20 protein-coding genes are annotated in these 18496 nt (G+C 41.8%); 19 read left to right on the top strand and 1 reads right to left on the bottom strand.

What is annotated here, in order from left to right:
- The first annotated feature begins 150 nt into the window (after positions 1-150).
- Together SLH55_RS21220 and rsmI are read left to right on the top strand one after the other, a co-directional pair.
- Positions 151-909 (top strand): tRNA1(Val) (adenine(37)-N6)-methyltransferase, encoded by a 759-nt coding sequence (locus SLH55_RS21220; RefSeq protein ID WP_219170341.1) that lies wholly within the window; start codon positions 151-153, stop codon positions 907-909.
- A gap of 20 nt (positions 910-929) precedes the next feature.
- On the top strand, positions 930-1802 hold the full coding sequence (gene rsmI / locus SLH55_RS21215; RefSeq protein ID WP_320324414.1) for a 16S rRNA (cytidine(1402)-2'-O)-methyltransferase: 873 nt from the start codon (positions 930-932) through the stop codon (positions 1800-1802).
- Between the two features lie 68 nt (positions 1803-1870).
- On the opposite strand, the gene SLH55_RS21210 is transcribed toward rsmI, so the two are convergent.
- On the bottom strand, positions 1871-2152 hold the full coding sequence (locus tag SLH55_RS21210) for an AbrB/MazE/SpoVT family DNA-binding domain-containing protein (protein WP_034762946.1): 282 nt from the start codon (positions 2150-2152) through the stop codon (positions 1871-1873).
- A gap of 489 nt (positions 2153-2641) precedes the next feature.
- On the opposite strand from SLH55_RS21210, the gene metG reads away from it, so the two are divergent.
- From metG to SLH55_RS21125, 17 genes are all read left to right on the top strand, one after another.
- The gene (metG, locus tag SLH55_RS21205) at positions 2642-4603 is read left to right on the top strand and encodes a methionine--tRNA ligase (protein ID WP_320324413.1); all 1962 of its coding nucleotides are present in this window, start codon (positions 2642-2644) and stop codon (positions 4601-4603) included.
- A gap of 313 nt (positions 4604-4916) precedes the next feature.
- Positions 4917-5684, top strand: a complete 768-nt coding sequence (locus tag SLH55_RS21200; protein ID WP_219170347.1) for a TatD family hydrolase — start codon at positions 4917-4919, stop codon at positions 5682-5684.
- Positions 5685-5934: 250 nt separating this feature from the next.
- Complete coding sequence (locus SLH55_RS21195; protein WP_226677552.1) at positions 5935-7158, top strand: G5 and 3D domain-containing protein; 1224 nt, start codon at positions 5935-5937, stop codon at positions 7156-7158.
- Positions 7159-7277: 119 nt separating this feature from the next.
- A complete protein-coding gene (rnmV, locus tag SLH55_RS21190) occupies positions 7278-7838 on the top strand; it encodes a ribonuclease M5 (RefSeq protein ID WP_219170349.1) in 561 nt (186 codons plus the stop codon).
- Positions 7831-8709 carry a 16S rRNA (adenine(1518)-N(6)/adenine(1519)-N(6))-dimethyltransferase RsmA gene (gene rsmA / locus SLH55_RS21185; protein ID WP_320324412.1) on the top strand — a complete coding sequence of 293 codons (879 nt, stop codon included), beginning with the start codon at positions 7831-7833 and terminating at the stop codon, positions 8707-8709. Before rnmV ends, rsmA begins: the two co-directional genes overlap by 8 nt.
- A 228-nt stretch (positions 8710-8937) precedes the next feature.
- Positions 8938-9816, top strand: coding sequence for a sporulation peptidase YabG (gene yabG, locus SLH55_RS21180; protein WP_226677548.1), 879 nt, complete (start codon positions 8938-8940; stop codon positions 9814-9816).
- A 541-nt stretch (positions 9817-10357) separates the two neighbouring features.
- Complete coding sequence (veg, locus tag SLH55_RS21175; RefSeq protein ID WP_032085220.1) at positions 10358-10627, top strand: biofilm formation stimulator Veg; 270 nt, start codon at positions 10358-10360, stop codon at positions 10625-10627.
- Between the two features lie 119 nt (positions 10628-10746).
- Entirely contained in the window at positions 10747-10929 is a 183-nt protein-coding gene (locus tag SLH55_RS21170) for a small, acid-soluble spore protein, alpha/beta type (protein ID WP_219170358.1), read from the top strand.
- A gap of 231 nt (positions 10930-11160) precedes the next feature.
- Positions 11161-12015, top strand: coding sequence for a 4-(cytidine 5'-diphospho)-2-C-methyl-D-erythritol kinase (gene ispE / locus SLH55_RS21165; RefSeq protein ID WP_320324411.1), 855 nt, complete (start codon positions 11161-11163; stop codon positions 12013-12015).
- Positions 12016-12086: 71 nt separating this feature from the next.
- The gene (purR, locus tag SLH55_RS21160; protein ID WP_219170362.1) at positions 12087-12923 is read left to right on the top strand and encodes a pur operon repressor; all 837 of its coding nucleotides are present in this window, start codon (positions 12087-12089) and stop codon (positions 12921-12923) included.
- Between the two features lie 15 nt (positions 12924-12938).
- Positions 12939-13313, top strand: coding sequence for a RidA family protein (locus tag SLH55_RS21155; RefSeq protein ID WP_219170364.1), 375 nt, complete (start codon positions 12939-12941; stop codon positions 13311-13313).
- Between the two features lie 170 nt (positions 13314-13483).
- On the top strand, positions 13484-13777 hold the full coding sequence (spoVG, locus tag SLH55_RS21150) for a septation regulator SpoVG (protein WP_032085215.1): 294 nt from the start codon (positions 13484-13486) through the stop codon (positions 13775-13777).
- 452 nt (positions 13778-14229) lie between these two features.
- Positions 14230-15603: a bifunctional UDP-N-acetylglucosamine diphosphorylase/glucosamine-1-phosphate N-acetyltransferase GlmU gene (gene glmU, locus SLH55_RS21145; protein WP_219170366.1), complete on the top strand. Its 1374-nt coding sequence runs from the start codon at positions 14230-14232 to the stop codon at positions 15601-15603.
- A gap of 13 nt (positions 15604-15616) precedes the next feature.
- Positions 15617-16576, top strand: a complete 960-nt coding sequence (locus SLH55_RS21140; RefSeq protein WP_060674223.1) for a ribose-phosphate diphosphokinase — start codon at positions 15617-15619, stop codon at positions 16574-16576.
- 238 nt (positions 16577-16814) lie between these two features.
- Complete coding sequence (locus SLH55_RS21135; RefSeq protein ID WP_219170368.1) at positions 16815-17465, top strand: 50S ribosomal protein L25/general stress protein Ctc; 651 nt, start codon at positions 16815-16817, stop codon at positions 17463-17465.
- Between the two features lie 88 nt (positions 17466-17553).
- Positions 17554-18111, top strand: a complete 558-nt coding sequence (gene pth, locus SLH55_RS21130) for an aminoacyl-tRNA hydrolase (RefSeq protein WP_320324410.1) — start codon at positions 17554-17556, stop codon at positions 18109-18111.
- Positions 18112-18215: 104 nt separating this feature from the next.
- Positions 18216-18446: an anti-sigma-F factor Fin family protein gene (locus SLH55_RS21125; RefSeq protein WP_219170379.1), complete on the top strand. Its 231-nt coding sequence runs from the start codon at positions 18216-18218 to the stop codon at positions 18444-18446.
- The last annotated feature ends 50 nt before the right edge of the window (positions 18447-18496 follow it).

Raw genomic sequence — 18496 nt, 5'->3', positions numbered from 1 at the left:
GAAAGCGAGCACCTGTAGCGGAAATCAACAGCCACTCGCTACATCCAAAAGCAACAATGTTTATGAAAACAGCCAATCGAAAAGTGCAGGCGGCTTGAAAAGTCCCAAAGCGGAAACAACATATAATAGAAGAAAAAATGGAGGAAACCTATGGTTCAGTTAAAAGAAGATGAACGTTTGGATTACTTATTGGCTGAAAACATGAGGATTATTCAAAGTCCATCTGTTTTCTCCTTTTCTACAGATGCTGTCCTATTGGCCCATTTCAGCTATTTACCGGTTAATAGAGGGAAAGTGGTTGATTTGTGTTCTGGTAATGGTATCATTCCTTTATTACTAAGTGCCAGAACCAATGTAGAGATTACGGGTGTGGAAATTCAGGAACGATTGTTTGATATGGCTCAAAGAAGTATCGAGTATAATGATCGCCAAGACCAGATATCCATGAAAATGGGAGATGTAAAGGAGATTAATCGACTGCTTCATCATTCACATTATGACGTTGTGACATGTAATCCACCCTATTTCAATACGCCCCCAGGGGATAAGCGAAATGTGAATGAGCATTATGCCATAGCCCGACATGAAATCCTATGCACCCTTGAGGATACGATCAAAGCTTCAAGCTATCTGTTGAAGCAGGGAGGGAAGGCTTCCTTCGTTCACCGCCCGGGTCGCTTGATGGATATCCTCTCATTAATGAGGAAGCATCGTCTTGAACCAAAGCGCCTGCGCTTTGTTTATCCGAAGCCGGGAAGAGAAGCCAACACCATATTAATAGAAGGAATAAAAGATGGGAAACCAGACCTAAAAATCCTTCCGCCATTATATGTATACGATGAAAAGAATGAGTACTCTAAAGAAGTACATGATATGCTATTTGGACATAATGAAAATACCCAAACGTAATGCAGGAGGTGAGCTTTACAATGAATCATCAAAAAAGTTTTCAAGATAGTGATAAAGGAAGCTTGTATCTTGTCCCTACGCCGATAGGGAATTTAGAGGATATGACCTTTCGTGCCATCCGTATGATGAAGGAGGCATCAGTGATTGCAGCCGAAGATACAAGAAATACAAAAAAGCTGTGCAATTATTTTGAGATTGACACGCCTATCATTAGTTATCATGAGCATAACAAAGAAACAAGCGGGCAGAAGCTGATTGAACGAATGGAAAGGGGAGAGCTCGTTGCCCTTGTAAGTGATGCAGGAATGCCTTCGATTTCAGATCCAGGTTATGAACTGGTGAAAGAAGCCATCGATCACGATATTGCTGTCATCCCACTACCCGGGGCGAACGCTGCCCTTACGGCTTTGATCGCTTCTGGCCTATGTCCCCAGCCGTTTTATTTCTATGGATTTTTACATAGGGGGAAAAAAGATAAAAGGGCTGAGCTTGAAACACTCAAATCATTGGAAGACACATTTATCCTTTATGAGTCTCCACACAGATTAAAGGAAACATTAAAGGAATTGTATACAGCCTTGGGGAACAGACAAATCGTTATCTGCCGTGAACTTACAAAGAAATTCGAGGAATTCATCCGAGGGACACTTGAAGAGGTCATGGAATGGGCAAATGACGGGGAAGTACGTGGAGAGTTTTGCCTTTTGATCGAAGGGGCGGGCCCCATGGAGAAGGTACAGGAAGAAGAGTGGTGGAGCAGCTACTCTCTTCAAGAGCATGTTCAGCACTATGTAAATGAAAAAAGCCTGTCTTCGAAAGAAGCCATCAAACACGTTTCCAAAGAGCGATCCCTCCCGAAACGTGAAGTGTATCAAGCCTATCATGTTGAATAAAAGCCGTTTTGCAAAAGAAAAAAAGCCTGAGTTCAGTCACTCAGGCCTTTTAATATGTTAACAACAAATTATTTTGATTGTAATGATTCCTGGATTTCTTTCAGTAATTGATCTGCACCTTCACGGCTAAGAACTAATTTACCGTTGGCAAGCTTGATGTTATCATCAGAAACTTCCCCAGTAATTTGGCAAGTCATGCTTGGCTTATACTTCTTTAAGATGATTCTTTCATCATCCACATAAATTTCCAAAGCATCTTTCTCAGCAATACCTAATGTACGGCGTAATTCGATTGGAATAACGACACGACCTAATTCATCAACTTTTCTTACAATACCTGTAGACTTCATTTGAGAATCTCCTCCAAATAAATATGATTTATCTCTATCTATTTCGTCAATATTCGACAAATTTCTTTAACTGATACTATCATACCAACGATTGTAAATCTCGTCAATAATTAAATCTGTAAATTATTAATAAAAAATGGATGTTCAAAGACTGTTGTAATAAGCTTTACGCTTTATTGTAAAATATTGTATTACCAATTAAATATTATTGTAAAGAAAGTAATAGAAGGTGATTTTGTCGAATTTTCATTCATCAAATTATTTTTTCGACATAATTCGACAGAAACGAAGTGTCATTTCGACAAAATTCAATATTAGCATTGTTTAGTTGCAGAAACCCTTTATTTTAGGTATATTTTGATGAGATAAGAGGTTAAGATGATAGGTAAGTGTCTTTTAATTGGATGTTTATAACAAACTTACCGCTATAAACCATTCGGAGGCTTTTTTGGCTTTATGGGGGTAAATGAAAAAGAGGAGGAATAAAAAGTGGAAGAAAAGTTGAACACCTTCTATATTACAACACCGATTTATTATCCAAGTGGAAATTTACATATTGGACATGCATACACCACGGTTGCAGGTGATGCCATGGCCCGCTATAAGAGAATGCGTGGATTTGATGTCATGTATCTTACAGGAACGGATGAACATGGACAGAAGATCCAAAGAAAAGCTCAGGAAGAGGGAATTACTCCTCAAGCATATGTAGACGGCATTGTGAGCGGAATTAAAGATCTTTGGGGGAAATTAGATATATCTTATGATGACTTTATCCGGACAACGGAAACGCGCCATAAGGATATTGTCGAAAAGATCTTCAATCAGCTTGTGGAGCAGGGTGATATCTACTTGGATCAGTACGAAGGATGGTACTGTACGCCATGTGAGTCCTTCTTTACTGAAAGACAATTAGAAAACGGGAATTGTCCTGATTGTGGGCGTCCGGTTGAAAAAGTAAAAGAAGAATCGTATTTCTTTAAAATGAGTAAATACGTCGATCGACTTCTTGCTTATTATGAGGAGAATCCGGACTTCATCCAGCCGGAGTCACGTAAAAATGAGATGGTGAATAATTTCATTAAGCCTGGATTGGAAGACCTGGCCGTGTCCCGTACGACCTTTGACTGGGGAGTGAAGGTTCCAGGAGATCCTAAGCACGTGATCTACGTTTGGATCGATGCCCTCTCCAACTACATTACCGCTTTAGGTTACGGAAGCGAAAATGATGCCAACTACTTAAAATATTGGCCGGCTGATGTACATCTCGTAGGGAAAGAAATTGTCCGTTTCCATACAATCTATTGGCCGATCATGCTGATGGCATTAGACCTGCCCCTTCCGAAGAAGGTTTTCGCTCATGGATGGCTTCTGATGAAAGATGGAAAGATGTCCAAATCAAAAGGGAATGTCGTGGATCCCGTAACCCTCATTGATCGTTATGGTCTTGATTCCCTTCGTTACTACTTGTTAAGAGAAGTGCCGTTTGGCTCTGACGGGGTCTTCACTCCGGAAGGATTTGTAGAAAGAATCAATTTCGATCTGGCCAATGACTTGGGCAACCTGCTAAATCGTACAGTAGCCATGATCAATAAATATTTTGATGGTGTCATTCCAGCTTACGTTGATTCTAAAGGGGAATTTGATCAAGCCCTCCTTGCTATGAATGATGAAACCGTCAAGAAGTATGAAGATGCGATGGAGAACATGGAGTTTTCAGTAGCCCTATCGAGTCTTTGGCAGTTAATCAGCCGTACGAATAAGTACATTGATGAAACCCAGCCTTGGGCCCTTGCGAAAGATGAAAGCAAAAAAGAAGAGCTTGGCAGTGTCATGAGTCATTTGGCAGAATCCTTAAGAAGGGTAGCCGTTTTATTGCAGCCATTCTTGACAAGGACTCCAAAGAAGATTTTTGAACAGCTGAATCTACATGATGAAAAAATGCATACGTGGGAAAGCTTGGAGCAATTTGGAACCATTCCGACAGGCACCGAAGTAGTCAAAAAAGGAGAGCCGATTTTCCCGCGTCTTGAACTCCAAGAAGAAGTAAGCTTTATTAAAGATAAAATGCAAGGTTCAGCCCCGGTTGAGGAAGAAAAGAAAGATACAGCGGTAAAGGAAGAAGCAGAGGAAATCGATATCAATGATTTCATGAAAGTCGAGCTTCGCGTAGCGGAGGTTATTGGAGCGGAACCGGTTAAAAAAGCCGATAAGCTTCTAAAGCTGCAATTGGACCTTGGGTTTGAAAAACGTCAAGTCGTATCCGGGATTGCTAAGTTCTATCAGCCAGATGAACTGGTAGGGAAAAAAGTGATATGTGTGACGAACTTGAAACCGGTAAAACTTCGTGGGGAGCTTTCACAAGGAATGATCCTTGCAGGAGAAGAAAATGGAACATTGTCTCTTGCTTCCATCGATCAATCTTTACCTAATGGAACAAAAGTAAAATAAGTCATTCACATGGTTTTAAGGTAAAGGGATGTTCCACGTGGAACATCCCTTTGCTATATTGAAATAATTAATTATTTATCTATAGTAGGGATCTATTTCTTTTTCACTATGTTGGAATAATTATTCATTGAGGAAGAAGCAGATTATTTTGGTTCTCCATCTGAAATGGTAGAATGAAAGCGGACTGGAAACGGAACAGATTAAATAAAAAATACCCATAGTAACCATAATATGTAATACGAATGTTACATGAATGTGATGCTTGTCATGCGTTTTTATATTAAACTTATCTTTATTACAAGGAGTGTCTTACATGCTATTTGATACACATGTACATCTGAATGCCGAACAATTTGACGAAGATCTGGAGGAGGTAATTTCAAGAGCAAGAGAAGCTGGAGTTGAAAATATGGTGGTCGTCGGTTTTGACCGGCCAACGATTGATCGCGCCATGGAGCTCATAGGTCAGTATGATTTCTTATATGCCGCGATTGGGTGGCACCCAGTGGATGCAATTGATATGAAGGATGAAGATCTTGTTTGGATAGAAGAGCTTTCCCGACACCCTAAAGTAGTGGCCATAGGGGAGATGGGGCTTGACTATCACTGGGATAAATCCCCGAAGGATGTTCAAAAAGAAGTATTTCGGAAACAGATTCAATTAGCTAAGAAAGTGAAACTCCCGATCGTTATACACAACCGTGATGCTACACAGGATATAGTGGATATTCTGAGGGAAGAAGGAGCAGATGAAGTCGGTGGAATCATGCACTGCTTCAGCGGAAGTCCGGAAATTGCCCAGGAATGTGTAGATATGAATTTCTATATTTCCCTTGGAGGTCCCGTAACCTTTAAAAATGCAAAGAAGCCAAAAGAAGTAGCAAAGGAAATTCCTTTGGAAAAGCTTCTGATCGAGACTGATTGCCCTTATCTGGCCCCTCATCCATACAGAGGGAAGAGGAATGAACCGGCTTACGTCAAGCTTGTGGCAGAACAAATAGCAGAACTGAAAGAAGTGTCATTGGAAGAAGTAGAGAAGATGACAACAGAAAATGCAAAGAAATTATTCAACATAAACTGACATCAACATTTGTCGAGAATTGAGAGAGCTTGTCCAAATAGGAAATGAAAACAAATAGTTCTACATAGGAATCTTGTTTCATAGGATAAACGTGTCGATAACTCTCTCTTTTCTTTTTCTTTCATTTTCTGCATAATATGTTTTGTGTTCCCCGGGTTGTAATATTTTGCTAGATTAGGTTAGAAGAAGTAAGGGTTGACAGTCACTGGATAACTCTATATAATCACTCCGAGAAAAGGAGGCGTTTTTCATGAACTTTAAAGCCATGAAAAGCCTGTTTTCCAAGTCTTTGAGTCGAAGGAAATGGATTGTTACAATTGGAACATTGATAACATCTGCAGCTGTATTTGGAATTCTTTTTTATGAAGGATCGAAGAACACTGTAGCATTGACCTTAGACGGCGAGCAAAAAGAGATTAGGACGCATGCAAACACGATTCAGGATATATTACAAGAATTAGAGATTTCACCCCGCTCAGAAGACTATTTGTACCCCTCGGGGAATACGAAGGTTTCAAATAATATGAATGTTGTTTGGGAACCGGCAAAACAGGTAGGGATCACAGTAGGAGGCCAGGAGAAAAAATTCTGGACGACTGCAGATACAGTAAAAGAGTTACTCTCTGAAAATGACATTCAAGTAGGAGAACATGATAAGGTCCAACCCGGCTTATCAGAAAAAGTAACAGGGAACATGGATGTAAAGATTGATACCGCATTTTCACTTAAGCTTGTAAACGGTGGAAAAGGGCAAAAGGTATGGTCTACTTCGACTACGGTCGCTGACTTTTTAAAGCAACAAGGAATTACACTAAAAGATTCAGACCGTGTTGAACCAAGTTTAGACAAAGTTGTTAAAGCAAATGATGTCGTAAATGTCGTTCGAGTTGAAAAAGTCACCGATGTAGTGGAAGAGACAAAAAATTTCACCGTTATTTCCAAGAAAGATTCTGACCTTTCCAAGGGGAAAGAAAAAGTCGTTCAAGAAGGTAAAAACGGAAAGATTGAAAAGAAGTATGAAATTGTAAAAGAGAATGGCAAAGAAGTTTCCAGAAAATTGCTGAGTGAAAAAGTAGTGGAAGAAAGCCAGGATAAAATCATCAATGTCGGCACAAAGGTTTTAGTGGCCCAGGTTTCACGGGGAAGTTCATCCTCAAGTTCAGCTTCAGCCGCTCCAAGTGGAGGCAGGGAATTCTATGTCAGTTCAACCGCATACACAGCTTCATGTAACGGATGTTCCGGACATACGGCAACAGGCATCAATTTAAAAGCCAATCCAAATGTTAAAGTGATTGCAGTTGATCCTTCCATCATTCCTTTAGGTTCAAAGGTTTATGTAGAAGGGTACGGCTATGCCGTCGCCGCAGATACAGGAGGAGCGATCAAAGGGAATAAGATCGATGTATTCTTCTCATCCAAATCAGACGCGTATCGATGGGGTAGAAAAACCATCAAAGTGAAAATACTGAACTAATAGCAGGGAGTTTTCCTGCTTTTTTTTTATTTCTTGGTTAAAACCGTTATAATAGCTTTAGGTTTTCATTTATTAGACGAAATGAAAAGAAGAAATGTTTCAACTTTTTTGGAGGAATTATGAAAATTAAAGAAATCATCGTAGTTGAAGGGAAAGATGATACAGTTGCGATTCAGCGCGCCGTCGATGCGGATACGATTGAGACGAATGGTTCTGCTGTGTCCCCTGCTACAATAGAGAAAATCAGACACGCTCAGGAAAAAAGGGGCGTTATCATATTTACGGATCCGGATTATCCGGGAGAACGAATCCGGAAGATTGTGGCGGAAGCAGTGCCGGGATGTAAGCATGCCTTTGTACATAAGAAGGACGCACTGCCTAAGTCGGGCAGGGGGATAGGTGTTGAACATGCGACCCCTGATGTCATCCGGGAATCCTTAAGGGAAGCTCATTTACTCGATACTGAGCAGGAGGAAGTCATTTCGAAAGAAGATCTAATCGATGCCGGTTTGATCGGCAGTCCTCAGTCCAAGGACCGGCGGGTAGCACTTGGTGAGAAGCTGAGAATCGGCTACACTAATGGGAAACAGCTCCACAAACGATTACGGATGTTCAATATTCAAAAAGAAGAGTTTACACAAGCGTTAATGGAAATCATTCAGGAGGAAGAACATGCATAAAGATATTGCTACACCGCTACGCACGAAAGAAATCCTTGCCAAGTATGGATTTTCGTTTAAGAAAAGCCTGGGTCAGAATTTTTTAATCGACCCTAATATCCTAAGGAACATAACGGAACACGCAGGTCTATCAGAGAAAACAGCAGCCATTGAAATCGGACCAGGCATCGGAGCCTTGACAGAACATCTTGCACGCACGTCAGGGAAAGTCGTGGCCTTTGAAATCGATCAGCGGCTGATACCAATCTTGGACGATACCTTATCACCTTATGATAATGTGAAAATCATCAATGAAGATATCCTGGAAGCGGATGTCGAAGCGATTATTAACAAAGAGTTCGAAGGGTTCGCCGATATTATGGTCGTGGCCAATCTTCCGTATTACGTCACAACGCCTATCATTCTAAAGCTATTGATGGAGAGACTCCCTATCAGGGGAATATGTGTCATGCTCCAAAAAGAAGTGGGAGATCGTATATCCGCCCAACCAGGGACAAAGGCTTACGGATCCCTTTCGATTGCTATACAGTATTATACAGAGGCTGAGATGGTCATGACTGTTCCGAAGACGGTCTTTATGCCCCAACCGAATGTTGACTCTGCCGTCATCCGTCTAACGAAGCGTGAGAAGCCTCCTGTAGATGTAATCAGTGAAGACTTCTTGTTCACCGTTACACGCTCGTCTTTTGCTCAGAGAAGAAAGACGATCTTAAATAACCTGACAAGTCAGCTTCCTCAAGGCAAAGAAAAAAAGGACGTGATCCTGAATGCTTTGTCTACAGCAGGGGTGGAACCTACACGTCGTGGGGAAACACTGACGATACAAGAATTCGGTGCGTTAAGCGATGCATTATACCCACATTTCAAATGAAAATCCAAATGGCTAAACGCGAAGATGCGTTTAGCCATTTTTGTTTACGTGGACACTTTAAGCCCAATCCCATTTTATTGGCACCTAATATTCCAGGGATGCATAGGTTATCACAGGGAATATATATTTACTTGATGGAGAAGGGTAGGGCATATGCTGATCCTCCTCGGCTTGTTGATTTCCTTTTTTGATTTCTCAACGAATGTTTAGCCCATGGGAGTGACTGATGTGAATATCGAAATCAATGATGTCGTAGGTCGCCTTTCATATCACTGTGATATTTTATTCAGGGTAATAGATATCCGCATGATAGATGGTCATAAAACGGCAGTACTGTATGGTGAAGATTTCCGATTGATAGCGGATGCTCCTTTTCATGATTTGAAGAAGATGGACCCCAGGGAACAGGATCGGATTACGAAAGAGTTTCGTTCAAAGGAAGAACAATCCTTAGATCTGTTTCGACAGGATATAGAGCTTCTTAAGTATAAGCAGGAGTACAGGGTGACGAACGCTTATCGAGACGATTACAACTATTTCCAAGTTCCGGGGAAAGTGCTTCATCTTGATGGAGATCCCAGTTATTTAAGAAAATGCTTAGATCTTTATGAGAAAATTGGTGTCCCGGTAAAAGGTGTCCACTGCAGCGAAACAGAGATGCCTCAACAAATCGGGCCCCTTATCGATAAATATAGACCGAATATCATCGTATTGACAGGTCATGATGCCTATTCCAAGTCGAAAGGGGCAAAGGCTGACATAAACGCCTATCGACATTCGAAATATTTTGTTCAAGCAGTAAGAGAAGCCCGCAGTAAATCCCCTCACCTGGATCAGCTTGTGATCTTCGCAGGTGCTTGTCAATCCCACTTTGAGTCCCTGATCCATGCAGGAGCCAACTTTGCAAGTTCTCCTTCAAGAGTCAATATCCATGCTCTGGATCCAGTGTATATTGTGGCTAAGATATGTTTTACCGGGTTTAAGGATTCGGTGAATGTGTGGGATGTCATCCGTAATACATTGACGGGGGACAAAGGATTGGGTGGCATCGAAACGAAAGGTGTCCTTCGTACAGGAATGCCATACAAAATCACGGAAGATGAATAAGAAAGGTTCGACAAAACCTTTGAAGACCTTGCAATTTATGCGAGGTCTATTTCATTTTGATGTGACATATATTGGTTAGGTGTTGAATTTTTCTTCATTGTCACGACTGGTCAAAGTTCTTTTAAAAGGCTTTTTTCGTATACATTGTTGCTTTTGAATATAGCGAGTGGCGGTTGATTTCCGCTACAGGTGCGCTTTCCGCGGGGCTGGCGGTGAGCCTCCTCGGCTGCGCCTGTGGGGTCTCACCTGTCCAGCTCCGGCGGCTAGAGGCTCGAGGTCATAAGCTAAATTGGGCCAAGAAGGCAAAAAACGCCTTCATGGCCCATTCATCTTATGCTGGTCGCCTCTGACCAAGCCGCCTCCGCTTTAATTTGTTTACATAATTTTTCATTGTATGGGGAATGTTAGAGATGTAGAAAAAACGTATTTTTTGTTGAATAAAATATATTGACAGGTGTTCATGATTCTTGTTAAAATAATAAATTTATTTGACTAAAATTACATAATGTGTTATATTTAATAACAGTGAGGTGGAAGCGAAATGCCAAAAACATTAGCCGACATTAAAAGATCCCTTGATTCTAATCTGGGGAAACGTTTAATGCTTAAAGCAAACGGTGGACGTCGAAAAACAATTGAGCGTTCAGGTGTTCTAGCCGAAACGTATCCTTCTGTATTCGTGGTTCAACTGGATCAAGAAGAGAATGCGTTCGAACGAGTTTCTTACAGCTATGCAGATGTTCTCACTGAGACAGTTCAATTAACATTTTATGATGAAGCAACAGGAAATATCATCTTTAGCCAGCAGTAGACAATTGTTTGCTGCTTTTTTATTTGTTTAAACATACATGTTTTACATAATATCTTTCATCATTTTTTGACCTCCTATACACATACTAAACATGTGGTGCATTTTGAAGGAGGTAGACAATGAGTAGAAGAAGAGGAATTATGTCTGATCAATTAAAAGAAGAAATCGCTCAGGAATTAGGATTTTACGATGTTGTTCAGAAGGATGGTTGGGGCGGGATCTCGTCCCGTGACGCTGGGAATATGGTGAAACGCGCAGTTGAGCGCGCAAGTCGGCAACTCTCAGAAAGCCAGCCAAACTAACTCTTATTACACAATTGGATTACATCTTTTATACGTACCATATGTAAAGGGCCGTCTCAAAGTGTCATGCTTTTGGGCGGCCTTTGTTTCGTTTAACATCAGACTGCCTTTTCTATCATTACTTTACGTGATAAAATAACATACTTGTATGAGTATGTTAAGAAGTTAACACTCCCTATAATGAAGTGTATGATACAATATAAAAAAGAGTATTGGTAAGAAGGTGATGATATGAGGTTATTAGTGAAGGCGCCGGCAAAAATTAACCTATCACTTGATGTTTTACATAAACGTTCAGATGGTTACCATGAAGTTGAGATGGTTATGACGACAATCGATTTAGCGGATAGAATTGAACTCACGAATCTTTCAGATGACACGATCAAAATTCTTTCGCACAATCGATTTGTACCGGACGATGGAAGGAATCTTGCTTATCAAGCTGCACAGCTCCTTAAAGAGAAAATGAACATTAAGAAGGGTGTAGCCATTTCCATCGATAAAGTGATTCCTGTCGCCGCAGGCTTAGCAGGGGGGAGCAGTGATGCAGCTGCGACGTTAAAAGGTTTGAATCGTTTATGGGATTTAGGCCTGAGTATGGACGAGCTTGCAGAGCTTGGTGCAGAAATTGGTTCCGATGTATCTTTTTGTGTTTACGGAGGTACCTCTTTAGCGTCGGGCAGGGGAGAGAAAATCAAACATCTTCCTGCTCCTCCGAACTGTTGGGTTATTCTTGCAAAACCGACAATAGGTGTTTCAACAGCGGATGTATATAAAAATTTAGATCTGAAAAATATGACACATCCGAATACAAAGGCAATGGTTTCTGCCTTGGAACATGGGAATTATCATGATATTTGCTCCAATCTTGGGAATGTTCTTGAATCGGTTACATTGGATATGCATCCAGAGGTGTCCCAGATCAAAGATCAAATGGAGCGTTTTGGCGCCGACGCCGTTCTGATGAGCGGAAGCGGTCCTACAGTATATGGATTGGTGCAATATGAATCAAGGCTCCATCGAATCTACAATGGTTTAAGAGGCTTTTGTGACCAGGTATTTGCGGTGCGAATGCTTGGAGATTAAGAACCCTTGCCGAAATCCGTATATTAATGATATATTTACTTTATAATATTCGGATTTAGGAGGTTTCTTTGGTGAAGTTTAAGCGCAGCGAACGATTGATTGATATGACGCACTATTTATTAGAACGGCCCCATCAACTTGTGCCTTTGACTTTTTTCTCGGAACGGTACGGTTCTGCCAAATCTTCCATCAGCGAAGATTTGACGATTGTGAAGGAAACATTTGAAGGACGGGGTGTCGGTACGGTTCAAACGGTTCCCGGGGCTGCAGGTGGAGTAAAATATGTTCCAAAGGTGAACAGTCAGGAAGCGAAAGAAATGATCGAAGAGTTATGTCTCCATCTGGAAAGCTCCGATCGCCTTTTACCAGGCGGGTACCTATACATGACGGACCTCCTTGGGAATCCTCAGCTCATGAAGAGTGTCGGGAAATTGCTGGCATCTGCTTTTGCAGAGAAAGATATCGATGTCATCATGACAGTGGCGACAAAAGGGATACCGATTGCTAATGCGATTGCTTCTTACTTGAATGTTCCCGTTGTCATTGTCAGACGCGACAGCCGTGTCACCGAGGGGTCGACTGTAAGCATCAATTATGTTTCGGGTTCATCGAAGAGAATCCAATCCATGGTGCTTTCAAAGAGAAGCCTGAAGGAAGGTTCTAAAGTATTGGTTGTCGATGATTTCATGAAAGCAGGGGGAACCATCAATGGAATGAAGAACCTGCTGGAAGAGTTTTCTGCTACTTTGTCCGGAATTGGGGTATTGGTTGAATCCAACAGCCTGGACGGTCGACTGGTGGATGATTATGTATCATTGTTAAAATTATCCGATGTCAATGAAAAGGATAAGCAGATTTCGTTAAAAGAAGGAAATTATTTTGAATCCAATCTAACATTTCTACCATAAGGGGAGGCGTTTAGCATGCGTGTAGTGTCTACTAAGGAAGCACCAGCAGCAATTGGTCCATATTCGCAAGGCATTGTCGTGAATAACCTGTTTTACAGTTCAGGTCAAATCCCATTAACATCCGAGGGGACGATGATTGAAGGTGATGTTGCGGATCAGACACATCAAGTCTTTCGCAATCTACAAGCCGTGCTATCGGAAGCCGGTGCATCATTGGAAACGGTAGTCAAAGCAACGGTTTTCATTAAAGATATGAATGATTTTGGAACGATCAATGAAGTATATGGGGAATATTTCAGTACTCATAAGCCTGCCCGTTCTTGTGTAGAAGTAGCCCGCTTACCTAAAGATGCACAGGTTGAAATAGAAGTAATTGCACTCGTGAAGTAATATTCACGGGTGTTTTTTTGTACCAAAATGGAAGTGTAGTTCAAATGAAACAGAAAAAAGATGAGAAAAATAAAATTTTTCAAAAAATTTTACAATTTAAGAAGGAATATCTATTAAATTCGTTGAATACATACAGTAGATTTCATCTAGGGAAAAAGGTGGTGAACAGAATGGAAGTAACAGACGTAAGATTACGCCGAGTAAACACCGACGGTCGCATGAGAGCTATCGCATCTATTACGCTGGATAATGAATTTGTTGTTCATGACATTCGCGTTATTGATGGGAACAATGGCTTATTTGTAGCAATGCCAAGTAAGCGGACTCCAGATGGAGAATTCCGTGATATTGCTCATCCAATCAATTCGGGTACTCGCGGTAAGATCCAAGATGCCGTTTTAGCTGAGTATCATCGTTTAGGAGAGCTGGAAGAAGTTGAGTTAGAAGAAGCTGGGGCTTCCTAATTAAGATTTATAGCATCAAGAGCCTACTTTTGTAAGGCTCTTTTTTTTTGTCTATAGAGTCCTGCGGTTCTTACGTTTTTTGTATACCCAAGCAAATAAAGAGTTGAAACCTTAAAAGATAGAATTTTTGTATTTTTGAGGTAAAGAAAATTCGACATGGGTTTTGGTGGGCGCCTTTCCGGGTTACTCGTCTTAAGCTTGTCGCCCCAGAGCAGCCCCTTCCGCTTTTCTCCATGTCCAGCTTCGGCGGCTAGAGGCTCGAGGTCATAAGCTAAATGGACCAAGAAGGCAAAGAGCGCCTTCATGGCCCATTCATCTTATGCTTGTCGCCTCTGACCAAGCCGCCTCCGCTTTTCTAATGACAAATATATGTACTTTTATATGAATCCTTGAAATGATAAAGTTTTTAGGATATATTCGTTATGGATAAAAAGGTTATTGGAGGACCAAAAATGACAAATCGATATGCCGTTATATTAGCTGCCGGACAAGGGACGAGAATGAAGTCAAAGCTTTATAAAGTTCTTCATCCAGTGTGTGGCAAGCCGATGGTGGAACATGTGGTCGACCAAATTTCAACACTACATATAGAGAAGACTGTCACGATCATCGGTCATGGTGCCGAGCTTGTGAAGTCGCATTTAGAAGGTAAGAGTGAGTTCGCTCTTCAGGCTGAGCAATTAGGAACGGCACATGCCGTTATGCAGTCGGAAGATGTCCTGGGTGACTTGGAGGGTACGACTTTAGTAGTGTGTGGTGATACACCGCTCATTAAAGGAGAGACGATGGAAGCATTGGTGAAGCACCATGAGGGTCAGGGCGCCAAAGCGACCATTTTGACAGGTCATACAGAATCCCCAGATGGATACGGACGAATTATCCGTAACCAGGATGGGTTAGTTGAGCGCATTGTGGAACATAAGGACGCGACGGAAGCAGAAAGAAGCGTTAAGGAAATCAACACAGGAACATATTGTTTTGATAATAAAGCGTTATTCGACGCATTGAAGAAGGTGTCGAATGATAATGTACAAGGTGAGTACTACCTTCCGGATGTCATTGAGATCCTTCAATCCGAAGGTGAAATCGTGAGTGCGTATCAAACAAGTGACTTCGATGAGACGCTTGGTGTCAATGATCGTGTGGCCCTTTCTCAAGCGGAGATTACAATGAAAAAGCGCATCAATGAGTACCATATGCGTAACGGCGTAACAATTAAAGATCCGAACAATACGTATATCGATGCGGATGTGACAATTGGAAGGGATACGGTTATCCTGCCTGGAACCGTTCTGAAGGGAAATACAGCAATTGGTGAAGACGCCTTAATCGGTCCGAACTCAGAAGTGAAGGACTGTCAGATCGGAGACCGGACGGCAGTGAAGCAGTCTGTCGCCCATGACAGCTCGATTGGTTCGGATGTTCAAATCGGGCCATTTGCCCATATTCGCCCCGCTTCCACTATTGAAGATGAAGTGAAGATCGGTAATTTTGTCGAGATCAAGAAAGCGACATTTGGTAAAGCGAGTAAGGCCTCACACCTAAGCTATATTGGTGATGCTGAGGTTGGTCGCGACGTCAATATCGGGTGTGGATCTATTACCGTGAACTATGATGGGAAGAACAAGCACCTGACGAAGATAGAAGATGGTGTATTTGTCGGCTGTAATTCAAATCTGGTTGCACCTGTCAATGTAGGGAAAGGGGCATATATTGCCGCTGGTTCTACAATCACCGAAGACGTTCCAGGTGAGTCTCTATCGATTGCTAGGGCTCGTCAAGTAAACAAAGAAAATTATGTTCAAAATCTAAATCATAAGAAATAATTGGAGGTCCACAATGCCAAACTCTTATATTAATTCCAAATTGAAAATTTTCTCTCTTAATTCAAACTACCATCTCGCAAAGGAAATCGCTGATGAAGTAGGTGTGGAATTAGGGAAATCGTCTGTTAAACGTTTTAGCGACGGTGAAATCCAGATCAACATCGAAGAAAGTATCCGTGGTTGTGACGTATTCGTCATTCAATCTACTTGCCAGCCCGTAAATGAAAACCTGATGGAACTTCTCATCATGGTAGATGCGTTGAAGCGTGCTTCTGCCAAGACGATTAACATCGTGATGCCTTATTATGGTTATGCCCGTCAAGACCGTAAAGCAAGAGCGCGTGAGCCGATCACCGCTAAATTGGTGGCAAATCTACTGGAAACAGCCGGTGCTACACGTGTCATCACGTTGGACCTGCATGCTCCTCAAATTCAAGGTTTCTTTGATATCCTGATCGATCACCTGATGGGTGTGCCGATCTTAGCGGATTACTTTGAGGAAAGAGGATTCAATACTGAAGATCTTGTCATTGTATCTCCTGACCATGGAGGGGTGACAAGAGCTCGTAAGCTTGCAGAGCGTCTGAAAGCTCCAATCGCGATCATTGATAAGCGTCGTCCGAAGCCAAATGTGGCAGAGGTTATGAATATCGTTGGTAACATCGATGGGAAAATCGCGATCTTGATCGATGATATCATCGATACTGCCGGTACGATCACACTTGCAGCCAATGCGTTAGTAGAAAACGGAGCAAAAGAAGTGTTTGCATGCTGTACGCATCCGGTTCTTTCCGGTCCTGCCATCGAGCGTATCCAAAACTCTAATATTAAAGAGCTGGTTGTAACAAATTCGATTCCACTTGGCGAAGAGAAAATGATCAGTAAAGTGAAATCCCTGTCTGTGGCTCCCCTGATCAGTGAAGCGATCATCCGGATCTACGAACAGCAGTCTGTCAGCACACTTTTTGATTAAGAATTAATATATGTAGTTTGTGCATAGAAAGAAGAGCCTCTCCTTCACATGGGACGGGCTCTTCTTTTTGTATATGTACCTCGCTCAGTCCCCGCAAAACCCTCATGTGTCAACACTCGCCCACCCGTTAAGACGGGATTAATTGGGTTTTCTATGTTTATTTCAAATAGGATTGGGGTAATTACTATATATAGAACTTTAACTAACATAAAAGATTAGGGAAGGTGTTGGATTAGACATGGCAACAGAATTGAAAGCAAATACGAGGAAAGATTTTAAACGATCTTCATTAACAAAGCTGAGACATGAGGGGAATATCCCTGGAGTTGTCTACGGCTACAAGGCAGACAATACACCCATCATGGTAGATTCCATAACATTTATTAAAACGATACGCGAAGTAGGAAGAAACGGAATTATTTCCTTGAACGTAGATGGCAAAAAGCAAAACGTCATTTTAAGTGACTACCAGCAGGATCACCTGAAGGATGCTGTTACACACGTTGATTTCCTTGCTGTGAATATGTCAGAGGAGATTGATGCCGATGTACGTATTGAGCTTGTAGGAGAAGCGGCAGGAGTGAAGGACGGCGGCGTCATGCAGCAGCCATTGCATGAGGTATCCGTTACTGCCAAGCCGAATGATATTCCTGAATCCATCGAAGTGGATGTTACAGAGCTTCAAGTCGGGGAAACGGTAACGATCAGTGATATACGTAGCAAGTACAGCGTTACCTTGAATGAAGAGGATGACCGCACGATTGCTTCGATCCTTGCTCCAAGACAAGAAGAAGAAATCGACAGTGGGGAAGAGCAGGAAGCCGGCACACCTGATAACGAAGAAGGAAGAGAATCAGAAGCCAGTGAAGAAAGTGAATCACAAGAATAATAAAAATCACTGATTTTTTCGCGTAACCTTTTGCAGGTTGCGCTTTTTACGTTATTCTAGATGTATAAGGTCAGAAGAGGTGTTAGAGATGAAGTTAATCGTGGGACTCGGGAATCCGGGATCACAGTATGAAAAAACGAGACACAATATTGGATTCATAATTATAGATGCGTTAGCCGATCGCTTGGGTGTTTCACTGAATCAATCTAAGTTTAAAGGGGTTTATGGAACATACCATCACAAAGGTGAAAAAGTCGTCCTGTTAAAACCGCTTACGTATATGAATTTATCCGGGGAGAGCATTGTCCCCCTAATGGATTATTTTGAAATTGATGATGAGGATTTACTTGTCATATATGATGACCTTGACTTGCCGGTAGGGAAATTACGATTAAGGCAAAAGGGAAGCGCCGGGGGGCATAATGGCATTAAATCGACCATTGCTCACTTAGGTTCCCAGCAGTTCAACCGTCTGCGGGTAGGCATCGACCGTCCGACCAATGGGATGAGTGTTCCTGACTATGTCTTGGGGAAATTCTCAAAGGAAGAGCATCCGGAACTGGATAAAGCCATTATATCAAGCGTGGAAGCATGTGAGACATGGTTGGATAAGCCATTTCTTGAAGTGATGAATAAATTTAACTAATTGATTCATATACTGAATTCCCCGGGTCCTTTCACCGCCAACATTGAATAACTCCCTTCTATCAGGTTCATACTAACCATATAAATGTGTATGGAGGGAAAGAGATGGCGATCCATTATCAGTGTCGACATTGCGGCACAAATGTAGGGACCCTTTCAAACGTATCCGTGCATTCAGAGCAGCTGGGGATTCACATGCTGACGGATGAAGAGCGGTTACATATGGTTCAGTACCAGGACAACGGGGACATCCAGGTAAAGACGATCTGTGAAGATTGTCAGGAGAGTCTGGAAAGGAATCCAGGCTATCATGAATTAGATCATATCATTCAGTAAGAACGCTTTGGTTGCGAGCCAAAGCATTTTTCTGTTTGCACTTAGCTATA

It is taken from the genome of Rossellomorea sp. YZS02 (genome assembly GCF_033963925.1).
Taxonomy (GTDB): Bacteria; Bacillota; Bacilli; order Bacillales; family Bacillaceae_B; genus Rossellomorea.
Note: the sequence above shows the minus strand (reverse complement) of the source record. Positions and strands in the feature narration are given on the sequence as shown.

Bases quoted from the DNA above. Each gene is read 5' to 3' on its own strand.
- SLH55_RS21220 (WP_219170341.1), top strand. From the start codon at position 151: ATGGTTCAGTTAAAAGAAGATGAACGTTTGGATTACTTATTGGCTGAA.
- rsmI (WP_320324414.1), top strand. From the start codon at position 930: ATGAATCATCAAAAAAGTTTTCAAGATAGTGATAAAGGAAGCTTGTAT.
- SLH55_RS21210 (WP_034762946.1), bottom strand. From the start codon at position 2,152: ATGAAGTCTACAGGTATTGTAAGAAAAGTTGATGAATTAGGTCGTGTC.
- SLH55_RS21200 (WP_219170347.1), top strand. From the start codon at position 4,917: ATGCTATTTGATACACATGTACATCTGAATGCCGAACAATTTGACGAA.
- SLH55_RS21195 (WP_226677552.1), top strand. From the start codon at position 5,935: ATGAACTTTAAAGCCATGAAAAGCCTGTTTTCCAAGTCTTTGAGTCGA.
- rnmV (WP_219170349.1), top strand. From the start codon at position 7,278: ATGAAAATTAAAGAAATCATCGTAGTTGAAGGGAAAGATGATACAGTT.
- rsmA (WP_320324412.1), top strand. From the start codon at position 7,831: ATGCATAAAGATATTGCTACACCGCTACGCACGAAAGAAATCCTTGCC.
- veg (WP_032085220.1), top strand. From the start codon at position 10,358: ATGCCAAAAACATTAGCCGACATTAAAAGATCCCTTGATTCTAATCTG.
- SLH55_RS21170 (WP_219170358.1), top strand. From the start codon at position 10,747: ATGAGTAGAAGAAGAGGAATTATGTCTGATCAATTAAAAGAAGAAATC.
- ispE (WP_320324411.1), top strand. From the start codon at position 11,161: ATGAGGTTATTAGTGAAGGCGCCGGCAAAAATTAACCTATCACTTGAT.
- SLH55_RS21155 (WP_219170364.1), top strand. From the start codon at position 12,939: ATGCGTGTAGTGTCTACTAAGGAAGCACCAGCAGCAATTGGTCCATAT.
- spoVG (WP_032085215.1), top strand. From the start codon at position 13,484: ATGGAAGTAACAGACGTAAGATTACGCCGAGTAAACACCGACGGTCGC.
- glmU (WP_219170366.1), top strand. From the start codon at position 14,230: ATGACAAATCGATATGCCGTTATATTAGCTGCCGGACAAGGGACGAGA.
- SLH55_RS21140 (WP_060674223.1), top strand. From the start codon at position 15,617: ATGCCAAACTCTTATATTAATTCCAAATTGAAAATTTTCTCTCTTAAT.
- SLH55_RS21135 (WP_219170368.1), top strand. From the start codon at position 16,815: ATGGCAACAGAATTGAAAGCAAATACGAGGAAAGATTTTAAACGATCT.
- pth (WP_320324410.1), top strand. From the start codon at position 17,554: ATGAAGTTAATCGTGGGACTCGGGAATCCGGGATCACAGTATGAAAAA.
- SLH55_RS21125 (WP_219170379.1), top strand. From the start codon at position 18,216: ATGGCGATCCATTATCAGTGTCGACATTGCGGCACAAATGTAGGGACC.